Here is a 16,627-nt window from a genome sequence, read left to right as displayed (position 1 = left end):
TCGATAAACTGTCTGGGTAGCTGAGTCCGACACCGTTGCAACGACGTCGAACATGAACATCTTAGTTGGCCGCTATATACTAGGTCGGAGCCAGCGTTAAGCTAGGCTCCGGGAGGGGGCTCGTTACCGAAGTGGAAGTGTTTGCAGCGGGTTCGTAGAGCGGCTGTCCCCAGCCGCTCCGCACCCGGCAAGTCGGCATCTTCCGACCACAGGTCTGTCCCAATACCGTTCGGTACTCTTCTTGCTGAGGGGCGTCGGGGCGTAAAATGCTGACATTGTTGGGTGAGATTGGGGTTATTCTTGCTAGCATTTGACGGAGGTGGAGGATGTCTGCGTCAGATTCTGAGGGTAATGGCAAGCATATTAGGTCTAAAGACATCAAAGGATTGAGGTACTTAAAGGCGCTTCGTCCATTTCTAGAACGCTTGCATAAGGTGGGAACGAAGCGTGATCAGGGCCGCCAGCGCAAATTGTTCATGGACCAGTACTGCATGCTGATCCTGCTGTGGCTCTTCTCCCCTACGGTCGACTCTCTGCGGGGCCTTCAGCAAGTGACCGAACTCAAGAAGATCCAAAAGAAGTTCGGCATCTCTCGAGCCTCTATGGGCTCGCTGTCGGAGTCGGTCAGGGTGTTTGACCCCGAGGCGGTCAAGGAGATCATGTATGAGCTAGCGAAGCTCCTGCCCGAGCCCAAAGTGCCTGAGAGGCTTTCTCAGTTAAGCAAGACGCTAATGGCCGTCGATGGCACTGTCGTCAAGATCTTAATGCAAGTGGCCGAACTGGCTTGGATCAATGAGTCTTGCTGTGGTTACAGGTTGCATACCCACTTCGAAGTTCTGCGGGGTCTGCCCAAGCGTATAGATGTAACCGGGGCAAATCCCAAGGGCCGAGACTCAGAAACAGCAGTTCTCGAACGAACTATTGCGCCTGACCACTGCTATATGATGGATCGAGGGTATGCCAAGTACCAACTTTGGAACAGGATTCATGCTCAGGACAGTAACTATGTTTGTCGCGTTAGCGACAAGATCCAGTTTGAAGTGCTTGAGGATCGCCCGCTAACGGAACAGGACCGGCAAGCCGGCGTGTTGAGTGATCAACTCGTTCAAGTGGGGGCCAGTGAGAACAATCGTCCCGACCATCCGGTTCGCATGATTTGCGTGCGATGTTCGCCTCACACCAGTCGCGGTCGAACTCGGGGGAGAAACTTCTCCAGCACTGGTCCCAGCAGCGATGGCGTCCTACGAATCGTCACCGACATGCTTGATCTGCCGGCTGAGTTGATCGCTTATTTATATATGCTCAGGTGGAGTATTGAGCTATTTTTTAGAATGCTCAAGCAGTTGTTGGGCTGTCGTCACTTGCTGAGCCACAAGCAAGAGGGCGTTGAGATCCAGGTCTACTGTGCGTTGATAGCCTGCATGTTGATCCTGATTTACACCGGACGCACTCCGACCAAACGCACTTTCGAGATGCTTTGCCACTACATCAATGGCTGGGCCAGTCTGGAGGAAGTGGAGCGGCATCTCGAACGCCTGAAGGAGCGACCTCCCTAAGTCCCAAGCCCAAGCCAACTAGTCTCTAATGCTAGCACTCAACTGGGCTACCGGTGCGCGCCGATCCAGAAAACGCAACAACTGCACACTCTATCTGTGAACGCTAGCAATTCGATTCACCCTGAAAAAACGCTAGCATTTCCACACTCGACAGCAAGGCAATTCGAGGGCCGAACGGTATTGGGACAGACCCCCCAGCATCAGGCTGTACATTTGCTAGCATCGCCTTCAGATCCAAACACGGGGACAGACACCATGCTGAACCACGGGTCCGTAGAGCGGCTGTCCCCAGCCGCTCTGCACCCGCTGAACATGCATCCTCCGACCACAGGTCTGTCCTCCCCAGCGACAGGCTGTACATTTGCTAGCATCACATTCATGATCCAAACACGGGGACAGACACCATGCCGAACCACGGGTCGCCCGTGCTCTGTCCCCGGATCCGGGCCCGGGGACAGACCATGGGTCCGTAGAGCGGCTGTCCCCAGCCGCGCCGCACCCGGCAAGTCGGCATCTTCAAACAACTGGTCTGTCCCCAGAGATCCGAGCGCCCAGAGATTCGAGCGGGGGGACAGGCCGCGGGGTAACTTGGTCGGACGAGACTTTGGTTAGAGGGTGCTGAGCTGCTGAGGACAGCTGCTCTACGCCTCCAATCTCTGGCGAGATCGCCTACGCGGCAGCTGAGTTTGACGGCTGCGTAGACTTTTTTGATTGGTCAAAATTTTCCATAAGAGCAAAAGTTGCGGGCGATTTGCGCCGATAAAGAGTGACTGACGCCCAGGGTAGAGAACTTGGGATGACTTTTATACGGCCCGGTGGGTGGGGTGTACTCGGCTTGGGCCTGTCGGAATTTGCTACAGTCCGCTACGGAAGGCGAACTACTCGTGACAAGACAGAAATCACTTTTTGCGACGCTCCTTGTTGTGCTAGCAACCAGTCTTTTGCCAGCAATGGCTCAAGAACCGACTGGGCGCTCCCGCACGAGCAATCGCACTGGTTCGCGATTGATGGAACGTACCGAGAAGCCACTGGGCAGCCCCAGGCGTTCCAATGTCAGACCAGCCAGCGCCGACATGATGGTACAGGATGGCGAAATCGTTCAACCTGAGCCGGTCCCTGACATGGGCCACGACCACATGATGGTCGAAGGCGAGCCCCTGGCCAGTTGCGACAGCTGCAATGGCCACTGCGGCGGCGACTGCGACAGTTGCTCACACGATAGCTACTGCAGCACTTGCCAATCGCCTCGACGCTTCTGCATCTGCTTGCCATCGCACGGCTGGGTCCATGCTGAATATTTGATGTGGTGGCAAAACGGTATGAACCTGCCGCCGCTGGTCACCTCCGGCTCAGCCCTTGACCGCACCACAGCCGGCGTTTTGCCCAACGCACCAATTCTCTTCGGTGGCAATGACAACGTTCTAGATGGGATTCGCAACGGCGGCCGCATCCGCTTTGGAACCTGGTTCGATCGCTTTCCAGGCCTTGGGCTAGAGGGCGAATACGTGGGTTTGGGTCAAGCCACCGAGAGCTTTTTTCAGCTATCGAACGGCTCACCGGTCCTGGCTCGACCGTTCTTTAACATCGTCACTGGCCAGCCAGATGCCGAATTAGTCTCGTTCCCAGGCGTCCTCAGCGGTTCAGTTGGCGTGGATGTTTCCACTCAATTCAATGGCGCAGCGGCACGCTTGCGCAAGTCGCTGTGCTGCTCGACCAGCTGCGACACTGCCATCCTGGGTTGCATGAGCGTACCGACCTCCTCGCGCATCGATGGCACTTTAGGCTACCGCTACTTCGAACTCAAGGAATCGCTCGACATTCGCGAACGCTTGACAACTACAGGCAACGACCCAGGCAGCTTCAATATTCTGGACCACTTCGATACCCGCAATCAGTTCAATGGCGCCGAAATTGGCATGATGTGGCAAGGCCGTCGCGGGCTGTGGAGCCTCGATGGACTCATGCGAGTGGGCATCGGCAACACGCATCAAACGGTAACCATTCGGGGCAATACACAAGTTACGCAAAATAATTTGACCACACCGTTCGAAAATGGCATCCTGACACAGCGATCCAACATCGGCACTCATGATCGGGATGTCTTCAGCATGATCCCAGAGCTAGGCGCAACCCTAGGCTATCAATTCACTCGCAACGTGCGACTGACAGCCGGTTACAGCTTGATCTACTGGGGCAATGTGGTCCGTCCAGGCGATCAAGTCGACCTAGACGTTAATCCCAACCTGTTCCCGCCCCAAGCAGATCCATTTACTGGTGCATTACGACCGCAGTTTCAGTTCGTTTCGTCCGATTATTGGGTACATGGCCTGAGCTTAGGTGCGGAGATGCGCTGGTAACTGCGACCGACACGTTGCAACAGCGTTTGCAAGCATAACAAAAACAATACAGAGCTCGGCCATTCGACTACCGAAATGGTCGAGCTCTCGTTTTTTGGTGTCCGCTCAGGGAAGGGCAAGCCGCAATGGGTAGTTTCTTCGATAAACTGTTTGGCCGTTTACAATCCTCACGCAAACGCACGGTCAATGCCCGCAAGCTGCGAGTCGAAGCACTCGAGCGTCGTCAATTGATGGCCAGCGATCTGGCAACCATCACCGGTACAGTCTATACCGACTTGACCGATAACGGACTGACCGCCGACGATACGCGGCTGAACAACGTCACCGTGCGTCTCTATCGCGACGGTGGCAATACCAACTTCGATAACGGTGGCGCCGACGACACGCTGATCGGCACAACCACGACCAACGCCAGCGGTGTGTATACCTTCAACGATCTATTGGCCGGTACCTACTTTGTTCAGCAGTCGGCCGTGGCCGGTACGCTGCAGCGCCCAAGCGAAACAGTAAAGACCGTCACAGTTACGCCAGCTCAAGCCGCTGGCTCCTCGGGCACGACCATCGACAGCTTCACAACCAATCAAACTGTCATTGCCAACGTGATCGGCACGCCTGTCAACAGTGCGGTCGCGGCAGCTGAAGCTCTGGGCGGCCAGCGAGAGATGTTTGCTAATCTCACTGCCGGCGCGTCGATCGACCTGAATTCCAACGCCGGTACGCCAGGCATACTGGAATTTAATACCAGTCCCACCGGGACCGGTACCCGTATCATTACCTATGATGGTTTGGCAGAAAGCGACGCCAACGTTGTCGATGGCACTGGCCTGGGTGGACTCGACTTGACCAACGCCGGATCGATCTTGGCCTTTCGTTTTGCCCTAGGAGCTGACCAAGCGGGCGGAAACTTGATCATTCGCGCTTACTCGTCGGCGGCTGATTTTTCGCAAATCACCATCCCCATCGAAGATACTGGGGGTGCTGCCAGTGCCACTGCGGTGGCTCGATTCACTGATTTCGTCACTGGGGGCGGAACTGGGGCCGTCTTTACCAACATCAATGCATTGCAAGTTGAGTTCGATGTTGCGGCTTCCGACGGCCAGCTCGACTTGATCGAATCTGTTGGGCGCACGTTAATTACCTCCAACGCAGCCAACCTCAATCCGCTGTCGATCGGTAACTTAATCTTCCGCGACAATGATAACGATGGCACCCGCGATGCAGGTGAGCCAGGCATTGCCAACGTTTCCGTAGAACTCTACGCCGACACCAATGGCAACGGCTCGTTCGATAGTGGTACCGACACACTAATCGGTACGCAAACCACCGATACCAATGGTAACTACCTGTTTGAGGATTTGTTTCCCGGCGATTACATCGCCGTTGTACCGGCTTCGCAGTTTCTGGCAGCTGCTCCACTGTTTGGCCTGGTCACCGCTACGGGTTCTCCCGACCCTGACAATGACATTGATAACGACGACAACGGTGCCTTGGTTGGTACCGTAGTGGCCACCAGCGCCATCACGCTGGTTGCCGGTGGAGAACCGACCAACGATACCGATACTGACACCAATTCCAACTTGACACTCGACTTTGGATTTACACCAAGTATCGACTTGTCAGTGATCAAGTCGGGTACCGCTACCATCGATGCTGGCGGTAACGTCACCTACACGATTGCAGTAACGAACAATTCACCGATCGCAGCCACCAACGTGCGAGTCACCGATAACTTGCCAGACGGCGCGACCTTTATTCCCAACGGCACCAACGGCAGCACCTCATCAGTCGAATGGACAGTGCAAGCCAATCCAGCAGGAGAACTACTCGCCACGATCGCTTCACTAGCCGCTGGGGCGACTCAGAACTACACCGTAGTTGTTTCGACCAATCCCGCTTTGGTTGCCGGTACGCTTAATAACGTAGTGACTGTCGCCAGCGATGGTCTGGAAGAAACGCCTCTCGACAACGAAGATGACGCAGATACCACGATCACACGTAACGCCGTATTACAAATAACCAAGAGCGACGGCACACGTACGACGGTCAGCCCGGGCGACACGTTCACTTACACGCTGATTGTAACCAACACTGGTTTGTCGACAGCCAACAATGTCACGCTCGTGGATACATTGCCAGCGGGTTATACCTTTGTCAGCTTTACTGGCACCAGTCAAGGTTCTCCAGTGCGAACCGTAGTGGGTAGTCTGGATCAAATCAGCGCGGGCGTAGCCTCGCTGGCCGTGGGCGCTACTATGACCGTTGGAGTGAACGTTGCCGTAGCCGCTACAATTGCCGGCACGACAATCGTCAATACTGCCACAGCCGATTCCGACGACTCAGCGCCGATTACTGCTAGCGATACCAACAACATCGTTCGCAATATTGACCTGCGAATCGCCAAGACCGTCGGGGCCAGTACTGTAGGCGTCGGTGGCAGATTGACGTACACCTTGTCCGTCACCAATGATGGACCACTGGATGTCACCGGTGTCGAAGTCGATGATAATTTGCCAGTCGGATTTACGCTGGCCACTACAGGCAATCCAGCTAGCATCGTTTCCAACGTAACCGCTACTCGCGACTTCATTTGGAATGTCGGCAACTTGACCAACGGTCAGACGGCCACGGTCAATGTAATCGTCGATGTATCGCCAACCTTTACGCCAGCCAGTAACATTGTCAACTCCGCCACCATTGCCGTCGATCGCTTGGTTGGATTCACTGATTTGATCGACAACAACACCGCTACTGCCGCAGTGACCGTCGAGCCGCGGTATGATTTGTTGATCACCAAAGACGATACTCTCACCACGGTAGCCGCCGGCCAGCAGTACGCTTATACCATTACCGTCAATAATGCTGGGCCCAGCGCCGCCAGCAACGTGGTTATCACTGACGTCTTGCCTACAGGTCTGCAATTTGTCAGTGCGACCAGCAACAGCACTAGCATCGGATCGGCCACTGGTCAGAACTATTCAGCGACCATTGCCTCACTGGCTTCTGGTGAAACTCGAACCATTACGCTCACTGTGCGAGCTCTAGCTAGCGCCACTGGAACGAGCATCGTTAACACGGCCACCGTTACTGCCGATAACGCCGCCACTCAAGAAACAGGCACTCGTGCGAACTCGGCCACCGACACCAACACACTGACCCGTGCAGTAACTTATAACGTCACCAAGACCGGTCCGACGGCTGCAGTACTTGCCAACACAGCCTTTACTTACACCGTGATTGCTTTCAACAGCGGTACAGCCGACGCACCCAACGTCCTGTTCTCCGACCCGCTACCTGCAGGCGTGACGTTCAACAACGGCACCTTTACTGTCAACGGCACAGGAACAACGGGCAGTGTTACCTTCAATAGCACCACCAACCGATTAGAAGCTAATCTGGGTACGCTATTGGCCGGTGGTTCATCAACGCTCAATCACGCGACTATTACGCTCAATGTTACGGCTGCGGCTACGGCCAGCGGATCACTCGTTAACACAGCCACGATTTCTGGCCCCGACAATGCCAACGGTGTCTCCTCTGCAGCGACGATCACCGTCAATCCCAACTTTAACCTGACAATCAACAAGACCGACAATGCGACCTCGGCGACGGTTGGCCAAAACCTGGTATATACGATCGTGGTCACCAACGCTGGACCATCACCAGCAACCAACATTCTAGTAACAGACACGCTGCCGACGTCACAGTTGACGTTTGTCTCTGCTACCAGTGCGGCTGGCACCTTCACCAACAACAACGGCGTGGTGACGGGCACGATTGCGTCGCTGGCCAGCGGCGCTACGGCGACGATTACCCTGACTGCCACCGTACGCAACGACGTTCCCAACGGTACCGTGATTACCAACCCAGTTACAGCCACCGCTAGCGGCCAGGCCGCGGCTGCTACCAGCAGCGATACGACCACCGTCAATACCAATCGAGCGCTCAGCGGGTTTGCCTACATCGACATCAATCGCAACGGCGTCCGCGATGCCAATGAACCTGGCATCGGTGGAGTGCTGTTCGCTTTGACAGGTACTTCAACCGCGGGAGCGGCCGTGAACCTCACGGCAACTTCCAACGACACAGGCCTGTACACCTTCAGCGATGTACCACCTGGCACCTACTCGGTTTCGCAAACGCAACCGGCCAGCTACATAGATGGTGGCGAAACGGCTGGTACTACCGGCGGAACCGCGCCTAACACCACCGGCAGCAATGTAATCAACGCTATCCCACTGACCAACACGAACTCAGACGGCAACAACTTCGCTGAACAACGCGTCTTTAGCAAACGCCTCTTCATGTCCAGCACGACCAACACGACGAACTAGGAAGTTTGAAGTTCGAAGTTTGAAGTTTCACTTTAGGTGGCCACCGCTGCCAAGCGGTGGACTCTTCGCGTGGCGCGATCCACCGCCTGGGCGGCGGTGGCTACGGAGAATTGTCCGATTAGGTGGGCACAGCTGCTTGTTCGTAGGTGCGAGAATCGGCCAGCGAGGCCTGACCGATGTTCTTCAGAGCGATGTTGTAGAGTGCCTGACCGTGCTCGGTTGGGTACTCACCAGTAATACACGCCTGGCATAAATCGCTACGCGGTAAATCGATGGCGCGAGCAATGGCGCTGACCGGCAAATAACGCAACGAATCACAGCCAAGCGCTTTGGCCATGCGATCCTGAGCTTCATCGCTCAGTGGACCACCCTCCAAATACTTGGGCGCAAAGAGTTCATCGATCGTCGACATATCGATGCCATAGAAACAGGGCGACACGATGGGTGGGCAAGCCACGCGCACGTGGATCTCTTTGGCTCCACCTTGTTCGCGAATGCGATCCAGCAGCACTTTCATCGTGGTCGATCGTACGATCGAATCTTCAACTAGAAAAACGCGTTTGCCTTCCAGCACTTCGCGCAGCGGCGTGTACTTACTGGCCGCTTTCATGCGCCGCGCGCGTCCACCTTCGATAAATGTTCGACCGCTATAGCGATTGCGAATGAGACCTTCGCGACTGGGAATGCCCAGTTCGAAAGCCATGGCATCGGCGGCCGCTTTACTGGTATCGGGTACGGGCACGACGATCGTGTCTTTATCGCGCACTACTTTGTTTTCAGCGATCTCCATGCGAGCCAACTCTTCGCCGAGTCGCGTTCGCGACAGATAGACGCTGCGATCGTCCAGTGTGCTAGCCACGTTGGCAAAGTAGATCCACTCAAAGAAGCAATGCGCGCGACGTGGACTTTCGGCAAACTTCGTAATGCGCAGGCCCTCTTCTGGAGTGACCAGTGCACAATGGCCTGGAGCCAACGAGTGAATATTGGCTGGCGAGAAGCCAAGATTCAGCAGGGCCACACTTTCGCTGGCCGCACCAAACAGCGGGCCCTCGACCGCATAACACATCGGTTTGATGCCCAGCGGATCGCGAGCCACCAGCATTTCGCCCCGCGCGTTCAAGAACGCCAAACTATACGCGCCATCGAACAGCGCCCCCACCTTGGCGAAAATCTCGGGCAGCGGGCGACTGGCCGAACCGGCCGTCGATAGTTCGCGTCCCAACTCGTGCATGATGATTTCGGTATCGGTATCGCGAGCCAAATGATGCTCGCCTTCGTGCAACAGTTTGGCGCGTAACTGCGCGTAGTTGGCCAACTGGCCATTGAAACAGAAACTGAACCACTTGTGCTTGTGAATATGCTCGCGCTCAAAAGGCTGCGCATAATTGCGGTCATCTTTGCCGCATGTCGCGTAACGCACATGTCCGATGGCGGCCATGCCGGCGTAATCGCGCATGATCGATTCGCACTTGCCGCGATGGGAGAGGCGAAACACTTCGGCTACCGTCCCGATATCCTTCAGGGTCGACAGCAGTTGTGGCCGATCGGGATTGTAGGTCGTCATCCCGGCGGCCAATTGGCCGCGATTCTGAATGTCTTGCAACATGCGAGGCAAGAGTCGAGAAGTCTCATGTGCCCCCTCCTCAGGAGCCAGAGGGCTCAACTGCGTACCTGGGAGATGATAGATCGCCGCGACACCACATTCGTGGTTTAGTTCGCTCATCGTGGAGAATCGCTCCTTCAAAAGCAGCGTTAGCCTGGCCCAGAAAATGCGCAGCGAAAGACACCGGGTCCTGACTCGCCCTGAGCAGCGTTCAGTTTACCCTAGGCCAGCAGAAGCGGCAAACCGTAGACTACTAGCAAGTTTCCGGTTTACATCTGATACTATTTTTTCTAACCGTCTGGAGCAGCCTTAAATTTCCTACATAGCCTGACCGCTATTGGGTTCCTAACTCCCAAAACCCCATTTATCCTACTCGTGCAATTATGAATGGAATTGATCGGTTGCCGCTGATGGCGGGCACGGATGTGTGGGTCGTCAAAGTGGGTTCACGTGTCTTGACCGGGCCCGACGGCCGGCTCGACCGGCTACATTTAGGCCGTTTAGCTGCGCAGCTGGCCGCGTTGTCCGACGCCGGCAAACAAGTTGTGCTGGTCAGCAGCGGCGCAGTCGCCTCCGGCATGGGCAAACTCGGATTACCTTCGCGGCCCACCGATCTGGCGGAACTACAAGCCGTCGCTGCTGTAGGTCAGGCCCACCTGATTCAAACCTACGAACACTTCTTCACGCAGCACAATCGACACGCGGCCCAAATACTGTTGACCGCAGATGACTTGGATAATCGCACCCGCTATTTGAATGTCCGCAATACATTGATGACGCTGTTGCGCTTCGGTGTTATTCCAGTCATCAACGAAAACGATACCGTAGCGGTCGATGAACTGATGACCACCTTTGGCGATAATGATCGATTGGCCGCGATGGTGGCAGGTTTGTTACCACGACCGCTCCTGGTTATTCTCAGCGACGTACAAGGTCTATACGATCGCGACCCAGCTGATCCAACGGCTGAAATACTGCGCACGGTTACCCAAATCGATGATTCGACATTTGAACTGGTGCGTGACAAACGCACCGGTCTGAGCAAAGGCGGTATGGGCAGTAAACTGCGCGCCGCCCAGTTTGTCACTGGCAGCGGGTCGCCAGTGATTATCGCCTGCGGTCGCGACGATAACGTGTTGACCCGATTGCTGGCCGGAGAACAACTGGGCAGTTTGTTTCTGCCTCAATCGCGGAATATGGCACCCCGCAAACGTTGGATCGGTTTCTCCGCCCAGTGCACGGGCGAAGTGCATGTCGACGTCGGCGCTGTCAAAGCGATCATCAACGAAGGTCGCAGCCTGCTGGCCATCGGTATTCGCGATGTGAGCGGCAAGTTTGAAAAGGGTGACATCGTCTCCGTGATTGGCCCCGATGGACGCGAGATCGCCCGCGGCCTGATCAATTACAGCGCGGCCGAAGTTCGTCAGATCCGCGGGTGCCGTTCGCCGCGCATCGCCGAGATCTTGGGACAATGTCCCTACGAAGAGGTAGTGCATCGCGACAACATGGCCATTACGGTGTCGGCATAAGCCGTTGGCGAACTTCGTCGGGCGTTAAACCGCTGATACGAAATTTCTTTTGACGTGACGTTTGACCACTAACCAGGGCGATAGCTGATTTGGCCAGCCCAAGTTTGTCAGCCAACACTGCCACAATGGCTTCGTTGGCTTTGCCTTTATCCGGCGGGGCGGTCACGGCGACTTTTAGCGATCCAGCATGCTCACCGGCCACTGCATCGCGTTTGGCACCGGGACTGGCACGAACAGATAGAATCGAGCCCTGGGCACAGACTGAAATTTCTAACATAATCTTTGGCTCTAAAAACTAACCAGCGCCCCATTCATAAACAACCATCATTTTCCGACGCAGCGCGTTGGACTACAACTGGAGAACACTCGTGGCCGACATGTCGCAGATCTTTCGTGGCACCATGCCTGCACTAATGACTCCTTGCGATGCTCATGGGCAGATAGACCACGATGCGCTAGTTCGCAAAGGCCAAGAACTAATCCAGGCGGGTATGCGGGCGGTGGTCTACTGCGGTTCGATGGGCGATTGGCCACTGCTAACCGACGCACAACGCATGGACGGAGTTAGTCGACTGGTCAAAGCCGGCGTGCCGGTCGTGGTCGGGACCGGTGCTCAAAATCCCAAACTAGCGGCAGCCCACGCTAAACATGCCGCCGATGTGGGAGCCGCTGGCTTGATGGTCATTCCGCGCGTACTCTCGCGCGGCACCTCACCCTCTGCACAGTATGCGCATTTCTCTGGCATCTTGTCAGCTGCCCCTCAAATTCCTGCAGTCATTTACAACAGCCCTTACTACGGCTTTGAAACCAAAGCTGATTTGTTCTTCGCGCTTCATAAGCAACATCCCAACTTGGTTGGTTTTAAAGAGTTCGGCGGCAGTAGTTCGCTGACCTATGCGGCAGAACATATTACAACCGGCAATCCGAAGCTGGCACTAATGGTCGGTGTCGATACACAAGTCTTTCACGGCTTTGTGCGCTGCGGCGCGGTGGGCGCGATCACCGGCGTGGGCAACGCTCTGCCTAAAGAAGTGCTGCGACTGGTTGCCTTATGCGAAGCGGCCGCCCAAGGCGATGCACAAGCCCGCCGCTGGGCGCAAGAACTGGATGAGGCCCTGAAGGTTCTGTCGACCTACGACGAAGGTCCCGACCTGGTGCTCTACTACAAACACTTGATGGTGCTCGAAGGGAACCCCGAATACGCACATCAACTCAACAGCACCGATGCACTCGTTCCCACGCAACGCGCCTTTCTTGAGCAACAATGGCAGCAGTTCCGCAAATGGTGGAGCGGCTGGGAAGGCAAAAACTAAGCCGCAGGCGTTAGCCTCGGTTACTTACACGTTGACGACCGTTAGCCGTTGCCACCGGGGCTAACGACCTCGACGCCCGTGACCCACGGTTCGTACAGGCTGCGGTACGGTTTGGTTATTACATCAAAGCTACGGCTGCGCCGCAGCAATCCAAAAACGGGGCTAACGCCCTCGGCTTAGGGCTTTTTCTTAAATGCTTGCCAGAGGGTGCTTGTGCACATCGATATGCTGGCGATCAACGCAATCACCATCGTGGACTTGGTGAAATTCGGATTGCCTTGACACCAAGTAATTATCATGGCCAGCCCCCGCAGTTTCCTGGGCGCGTTCTTCATCTGAAAATTGTTCAGATCTATAACGCCGGCCACGAACATGCCCGCGAAGATGGCCACTGCCAACCAAGGCACACACGCCAACAATGTCTGCTTGAGCGTCGGGACCTCTTTGGGTGGATTGTAGTATTGAGAAATTTGCTGCAAGGCATCGGCTGGAAACACGTTCTGAAATCGCTGAGGGAATTCTACGCCCACACGTTTAATCCACACGAAAATAAAGGCCATGGCTGTAAACAGGTAAGCCAATCTGCCGATCACCAACGGCCAGTTATCGCCGGCGGGTATCGAAAGCAGACCCAAGCCAACCACAATCACTGGCAATATGGTGATTCCCAAACAGGACACCCAAGCCAGCCCCGTCAGCCACGAATCACGCGTGGGTAAGAAAGGTTTAGCTAGTGGTATCTCTGCCATGGGTCGTGCAGCCAGTTCTCGCTCTTGCAACCGCATACTCCAAATCAATAACGGCACACCTAAAACTGCCACCAGCAAACCAGCATAGATGGGCAGCCATGGCATCAACATGACAGACCATGCGGGAAACATCATGATCACGATGCCCAAGAACATTAGCGATTTTGATCGAATGCTGATTTCCGGCTGTAGATTCAAGGGCAGGCGATCCTTGGACAAATGATAGTCACGCGCGCGGCCACGAAGAGGGTGATCGCTGGGCAATAATTCTATGCCCTTCAAGAGCAGCAATCCGCCCGAGAACGCTAGAGATTTATCCAATTATCTTGATGATGGCTAGCGTTCAAAGCCGCGCATACCTTTGCGTGAAGCTGCCCGAACTATTGCTCGACGCCTTCCCACAGCAGCGAACCGATGCGAACCATCGTAGCCCCAGCGGCGATGGCCACAGCAAAATCTCCGCTCATCCCCATCGACAGTTGTTTCAGGTCACACTGAGATGAAAACTGCTGTTGGAGTCGGTCGCGCAGTTCGCGCACCGAATCAAATTCTCGACGGGCTTGATCAGCGGCTGAACCATCGGTCGACATGGCCATCAACCCGCAAACTTCGATGCCAGGTAAAGTTAACAAGTGCTCGAGCGCAGAGGGCGCAGCGTCAGATGGCATGCCGGTCTTGGTGGCATCTTGCGTGACATTGACCTCCAGCAAAACCTTCAAGCGTTTCTGAAACTTGATGGCTTCAGCATTAACGGAGTCTGCCAATCGCAGGCTGTCGAGCGAATGCAACCAGTCGATCACCGGCACCGTGCGGGCTGCCTTGTTGCGCTGCAAGTGGCCAATCATGTGCCAATGAACTGCAGGAGGCTGAACTGTGCCAGTCGAGCTTTGGCTCAGCCGCTGGGCGATCTCCCGCTGCTTGTCCCACAGCGACTGTGGTCGGCTCTCACCGAGCTGGCATCCGCCGGCTTGGACGAGTTGCCAGGTTTTGTCCACGTCGACGTATTTGCTGACGGCCACCATCATAACCGACTCGGGGGCGCGACCGGCGGCGATGGCTGCTTCGGCAACTTCTGCTTGAGCACGTTTGAGATTGCTGGCCAGAACTGGATCAATCGCCATCGCTACGGTGGGCCTTCGTGGCTTGGTTCATGTGGCTTCAACTTCTACCAGCGTGTCGACATCGCCCGAGTCACCATCGAAGCGACCGGCAAAGAAGTCGTAGATCGTATGCATGCCCAGGGCTGTGCGCCGCGTGGCTTCGGCCAAGGTGCGATAGAACAACCACTGGTGCAAGCCAATTTGAATGCGATAGGCCACCGCAACGCTGGGCGGCACGATCACCAAATCTTCAGCCACCGTAAGTTGTCGCCAAGTCAGCGGTTTATCGGCATGCGAAGGTTTGAGACTGATCAGGAGCGGGGAATACAAGCGCGACGCATCCGTGGTGGCTCGGAGCGTTAACGTTCGCCCATCGACCGAAAGTTTGCTGTTGCAGAGCTGTTTGCGCCATTCGGGCTGGGCAAGGGGCAACACCAAGCAACGTGCACCACTGGGTGTTACCAACCAAGACTCGCGCGTCTTGTCAGCCGTCTCGTGCGCGATACCGACACCTAGCGGCAAGTGGGACTGCAGCGTCCAGTTACCTTGATGCTCGCTGATCAATGCGTCGGCCAGCAAGACCAATTGCTCTTCGCGAAACAAAACCATCTGGCGTTGAATGAGGCACTTGTCACCGAACTTGGCTTCGACTTCCAAATAATCGACTTCTTCGTCGCTGTACCAACAAACCTCTTCCCAATCATCCAATTGCATTTGCGCCTGGCCATCGAATTCGACTTGCACAGGCCAACGTCCCGCTACCAACGTGGTGCCCTTAGGGCCCACAATTTCTAAAGCTAGAGGTGAATCGGAAAAATCAATCGCCATGCGACCACTGTGCTTGCGCCAATCAGTCTGCATACTGACCGCCCGCGCCGTATCGCAATAATGTGTCAGCGCAGGCAGATCGCTGGCATCGACCAGCTTCTTGGCATCTTTGCGTTTGATGTCGCGCGTGGTCAGATCGTTGAGCGTCATGACCGCCGTCAAGGATTTGGTCCGTCGAGCTATCTTGGCCAGTGCTTCCCAGTGCGCTTCGACAACCGGCACCAGGCCATGCACGCCCAATAAACTGCTTCCGCCCATACGCGTCCAGCGCGCGGCATGTTCGAGCAGAGTTTCCAGAGCTGAACGTTGAGGCGCATAAAACTTTCGCAGGCCCAATGAGTCGGCCAAAATGCGACAACGCAATACGCTGCCCAGCGAAGCTCGCAAATACGACGCCCCATAGGCCAACCACCGCGCCGGATGATCTTGGCTTTGCTCCAGCAAGAGTGCCAGGTTATCCATCGCATCGAAGGCATCGGCAAACAGACTGCGTTTACCGGCGCCTGTCACCGTCCCCAGCAACAGCGGCAATTCGCATTTGAGCACCAGTTCGCACAACACCGAATCATCCGGATCACATTTGGCTTTGGCAACGCGATCGACGGCGTCTTGCAACCATGGGCCCAGCCAGGTGTTGCCAGTTCGTTTGGCGTGCTCGGGCAACATCCACGCGAAAGCGATCAGGCCAAAGGCTGAATCGGCTTCGCGATCGGCTTCGTCCAACCATTTGGCTGCCATGGTTTCGATTGGCCAGCTCATCAACGCTGAAACGCTTTCGCGATTGGCTGCCGACGATTCAGCTGTCGGTACTACTGCGTCACTTCTGGTCGGTTGCGATTGAGCTGGCTGCGATTGGGCCAGGCCTGATATTTGTCGAGCCGACATACCGGCGCGCACCAGGATCTCGGCTTGCTCCTGCAAGACGCATGACCAAAGAAAGGTTGATTCAGGGGAAACATGTTTCGGCCAATCGAGCCGACCCAGTGCATGATCGTAGGCTGCGGACCATACATCGGTCGGCTGGGCCAAGGCGGCGCGTACGCGCGCCACAAGTGTCTTACGGCGAGCTTTGCCTGATTTGACTGCTGTGCCGCCGCCAGCCTCTTCGCTCTCGGCTTTGATCTCGTCAGCAAAACGTGGGTCGATCCAGTCCATTGATTCACTCTTGCTTGGGATAGGAGCGTGCTGGCCACTGGGCCAGCATCGCTTGGGCGCTTCAGAACTGTTAAACTGATAAGGGAGCCACCATTGTGCTCTGAGC

10 protein-coding genes are annotated in these 16,627 nt (G+C 55.7%); 5 read left to right on the top strand and 5 right to left on the bottom strand.

Going from position 1 to position 16,627, the window contains the following annotated elements:
* Positions 1 to 326: 326 nt before the first annotated feature.
* From SH573x_RS05725 to SH573x_RS05715, 3 genes are all read left to right on the top strand, one after another.
* Positions 327 to 1,556, top strand: a complete 1,230-nt coding sequence (locus tag SH573x_RS05725; RefSeq protein WP_479351024.1) for an IS4 family transposase — start codon at positions 327 to 329, stop codon at positions 1,554 to 1,556.
* A gap of 1,007 nt (positions 1,557 to 2,563) precedes the next feature.
* Positions 2,564 to 3,913: a BBP7 family outer membrane beta-barrel protein gene (locus SH573x_RS05720; RefSeq protein ID WP_479353371.1), complete on the top strand. Its 1,350-nt coding sequence runs from the start codon at positions 2,564 to 2,566 to the stop codon at positions 3,911 to 3,913.
* A gap of 125 nt (positions 3,914 to 4,038) precedes the next feature.
* Positions 4,039 to 8,244: a beta strand repeat-containing protein gene (locus SH573x_RS05715; protein ID WP_479353370.1), complete on the top strand. Its 4,206-nt coding sequence runs from the start codon at positions 4,039 to 4,041 to the stop codon at positions 8,242 to 8,244.
* 118 nt (positions 8,245 to 8,362) lie between these two features.
* Here the strand turns inward: SH573x_RS05715 and SH573x_RS05710 are convergent, their stop codons facing one another.
* Positions 8,363 to 9,967 (bottom strand): amidophosphoribosyltransferase, encoded by a 1,605-nt coding sequence (locus SH573x_RS05710; protein WP_479353369.1) that lies wholly within the window; start codon positions 9,965 to 9,967, stop codon positions 8,363 to 8,365.
* A gap of 263 nt (positions 9,968 to 10,230) precedes the next feature.
* Here SH573x_RS05710 and proB point away from each other — a divergent pair, with 263 nt between their 5' ends.
* The gene (gene proB / locus SH573x_RS05705; RefSeq protein WP_479353368.1) at positions 10,231 to 11,376 is read left to right on the top strand and encodes a glutamate 5-kinase; all 1,146 of its coding nucleotides are present in this window, start codon (positions 10,231 to 10,233) and stop codon (positions 11,374 to 11,376) included.
* On the opposite strand, the gene SH573x_RS05700 is transcribed toward proB, so the two are convergent.
* The gene (locus tag SH573x_RS05700; RefSeq protein WP_479353367.1) at positions 11,360 to 11,653 is read right to left on the bottom strand and encodes a DUF167 domain-containing protein; all 294 of its coding nucleotides are present in this window, start codon (positions 11,651 to 11,653) and stop codon (positions 11,360 to 11,362) included. The two genes, proB and SH573x_RS05700, sit on opposite strands and share 17 nt — an antisense overlap.
* A 100-nt stretch (positions 11,654 to 11,753) precedes the next feature.
* Here SH573x_RS05700 and SH573x_RS05695 point away from each other — a divergent pair, with 100 nt between their 5' ends.
* Positions 11,754 to 12,689: a dihydrodipicolinate synthase family protein gene (locus SH573x_RS05695; RefSeq protein WP_479356655.1), complete on the top strand. Its 936-nt coding sequence runs from the start codon at positions 11,754 to 11,756 to the stop codon at positions 12,687 to 12,689.
* 176 nt (positions 12,690 to 12,865) lie between these two features.
* On the opposite strand, the gene SH573x_RS05690 is transcribed toward SH573x_RS05695, so the two are convergent.
* The 3 genes from SH573x_RS05690 to SH573x_RS05680 are packed head-to-tail and all read right to left on the bottom strand — an operon-like array spanning position 12,866 to position 16,521.
* Positions 12,866 to 13,759: a hypothetical protein gene (locus SH573x_RS05690; RefSeq protein ID WP_479353366.1), complete on the bottom strand. Its 894-nt coding sequence runs from the start codon at positions 13,757 to 13,759 to the stop codon at positions 12,866 to 12,868.
* Positions 13,760 to 13,818: 59 nt separating this feature from the next.
* Positions 13,819 to 14,559, bottom strand: a complete 741-nt coding sequence (locus SH573x_RS05685) for a YggS family pyridoxal phosphate-dependent enzyme (RefSeq protein ID WP_479353365.1) — start codon at positions 14,557 to 14,559, stop codon at positions 13,819 to 13,821.
* 27 nt (positions 14,560 to 14,586) lie between these two features.
* Positions 14,587 to 16,521, bottom strand: coding sequence for a hypothetical protein (locus SH573x_RS05680; RefSeq protein WP_479353364.1), 1,935 nt, complete (start codon positions 16,519 to 16,521; stop codon positions 14,587 to 14,589).
* Between the last annotated feature and the right edge of the window lie 106 nt (positions 16,522 to 16,627).

It is taken from the genome of Rania fehmarnensis, assembly GCF_056494185.1.
Note: the sequence above shows the minus strand (reverse complement) of the source record. Positions and strands in the feature narration are given on the sequence as shown.

Coding starts and splice junctions, on each gene's coding strand:
- SH573x_RS05725 (WP_479351024.1), top strand. CDS start 327: ATGTCTGCGTCAGATTCTGAGGGTAATGGCAAGCATATTAGGTCTAAA.
- SH573x_RS05720 (WP_479353371.1), top strand. CDS start 2,564: ATGGAACGTACCGAGAAGCCACTGGGCAGCCCCAGGCGTTCCAATGTC.
- SH573x_RS05715 (WP_479353370.1), top strand. CDS start 4,039: ATGGGTAGTTTCTTCGATAAACTGTTTGGCCGTTTACAATCCTCACGC.
- SH573x_RS05710 (WP_479353369.1), bottom strand. CDS start 9,967: ATGAGCGAACTAAACCACGAATGTGGTGTCGCGGCGATCTATCATCTC.
- proB (WP_479353368.1), top strand. CDS start 10,231: ATGAATGGAATTGATCGGTTGCCGCTGATGGCGGGCACGGATGTGTGG.
- SH573x_RS05700 (WP_479353367.1), bottom strand. CDS start 11,653: ATGTTAGAAATTTCAGTCTGTGCCCAGGGCTCGATTCTATCTGTTCGT.
- SH573x_RS05695 (WP_479356655.1), top strand. CDS start 11,754: ATGTCGCAGATCTTTCGTGGCACCATGCCTGCACTAATGACTCCTTGC.
- SH573x_RS05685 (WP_479353365.1), bottom strand. CDS start 14,559: ATGGCGATTGATCCAGTTCTGGCCAGCAATCTCAAACGTGCTCAAGCA.
- SH573x_RS05680 (WP_479353364.1), bottom strand. CDS start 16,521: ATGGACTGGATCGACCCACGTTTTGCTGACGAGATCAAAGCCGAGAGC.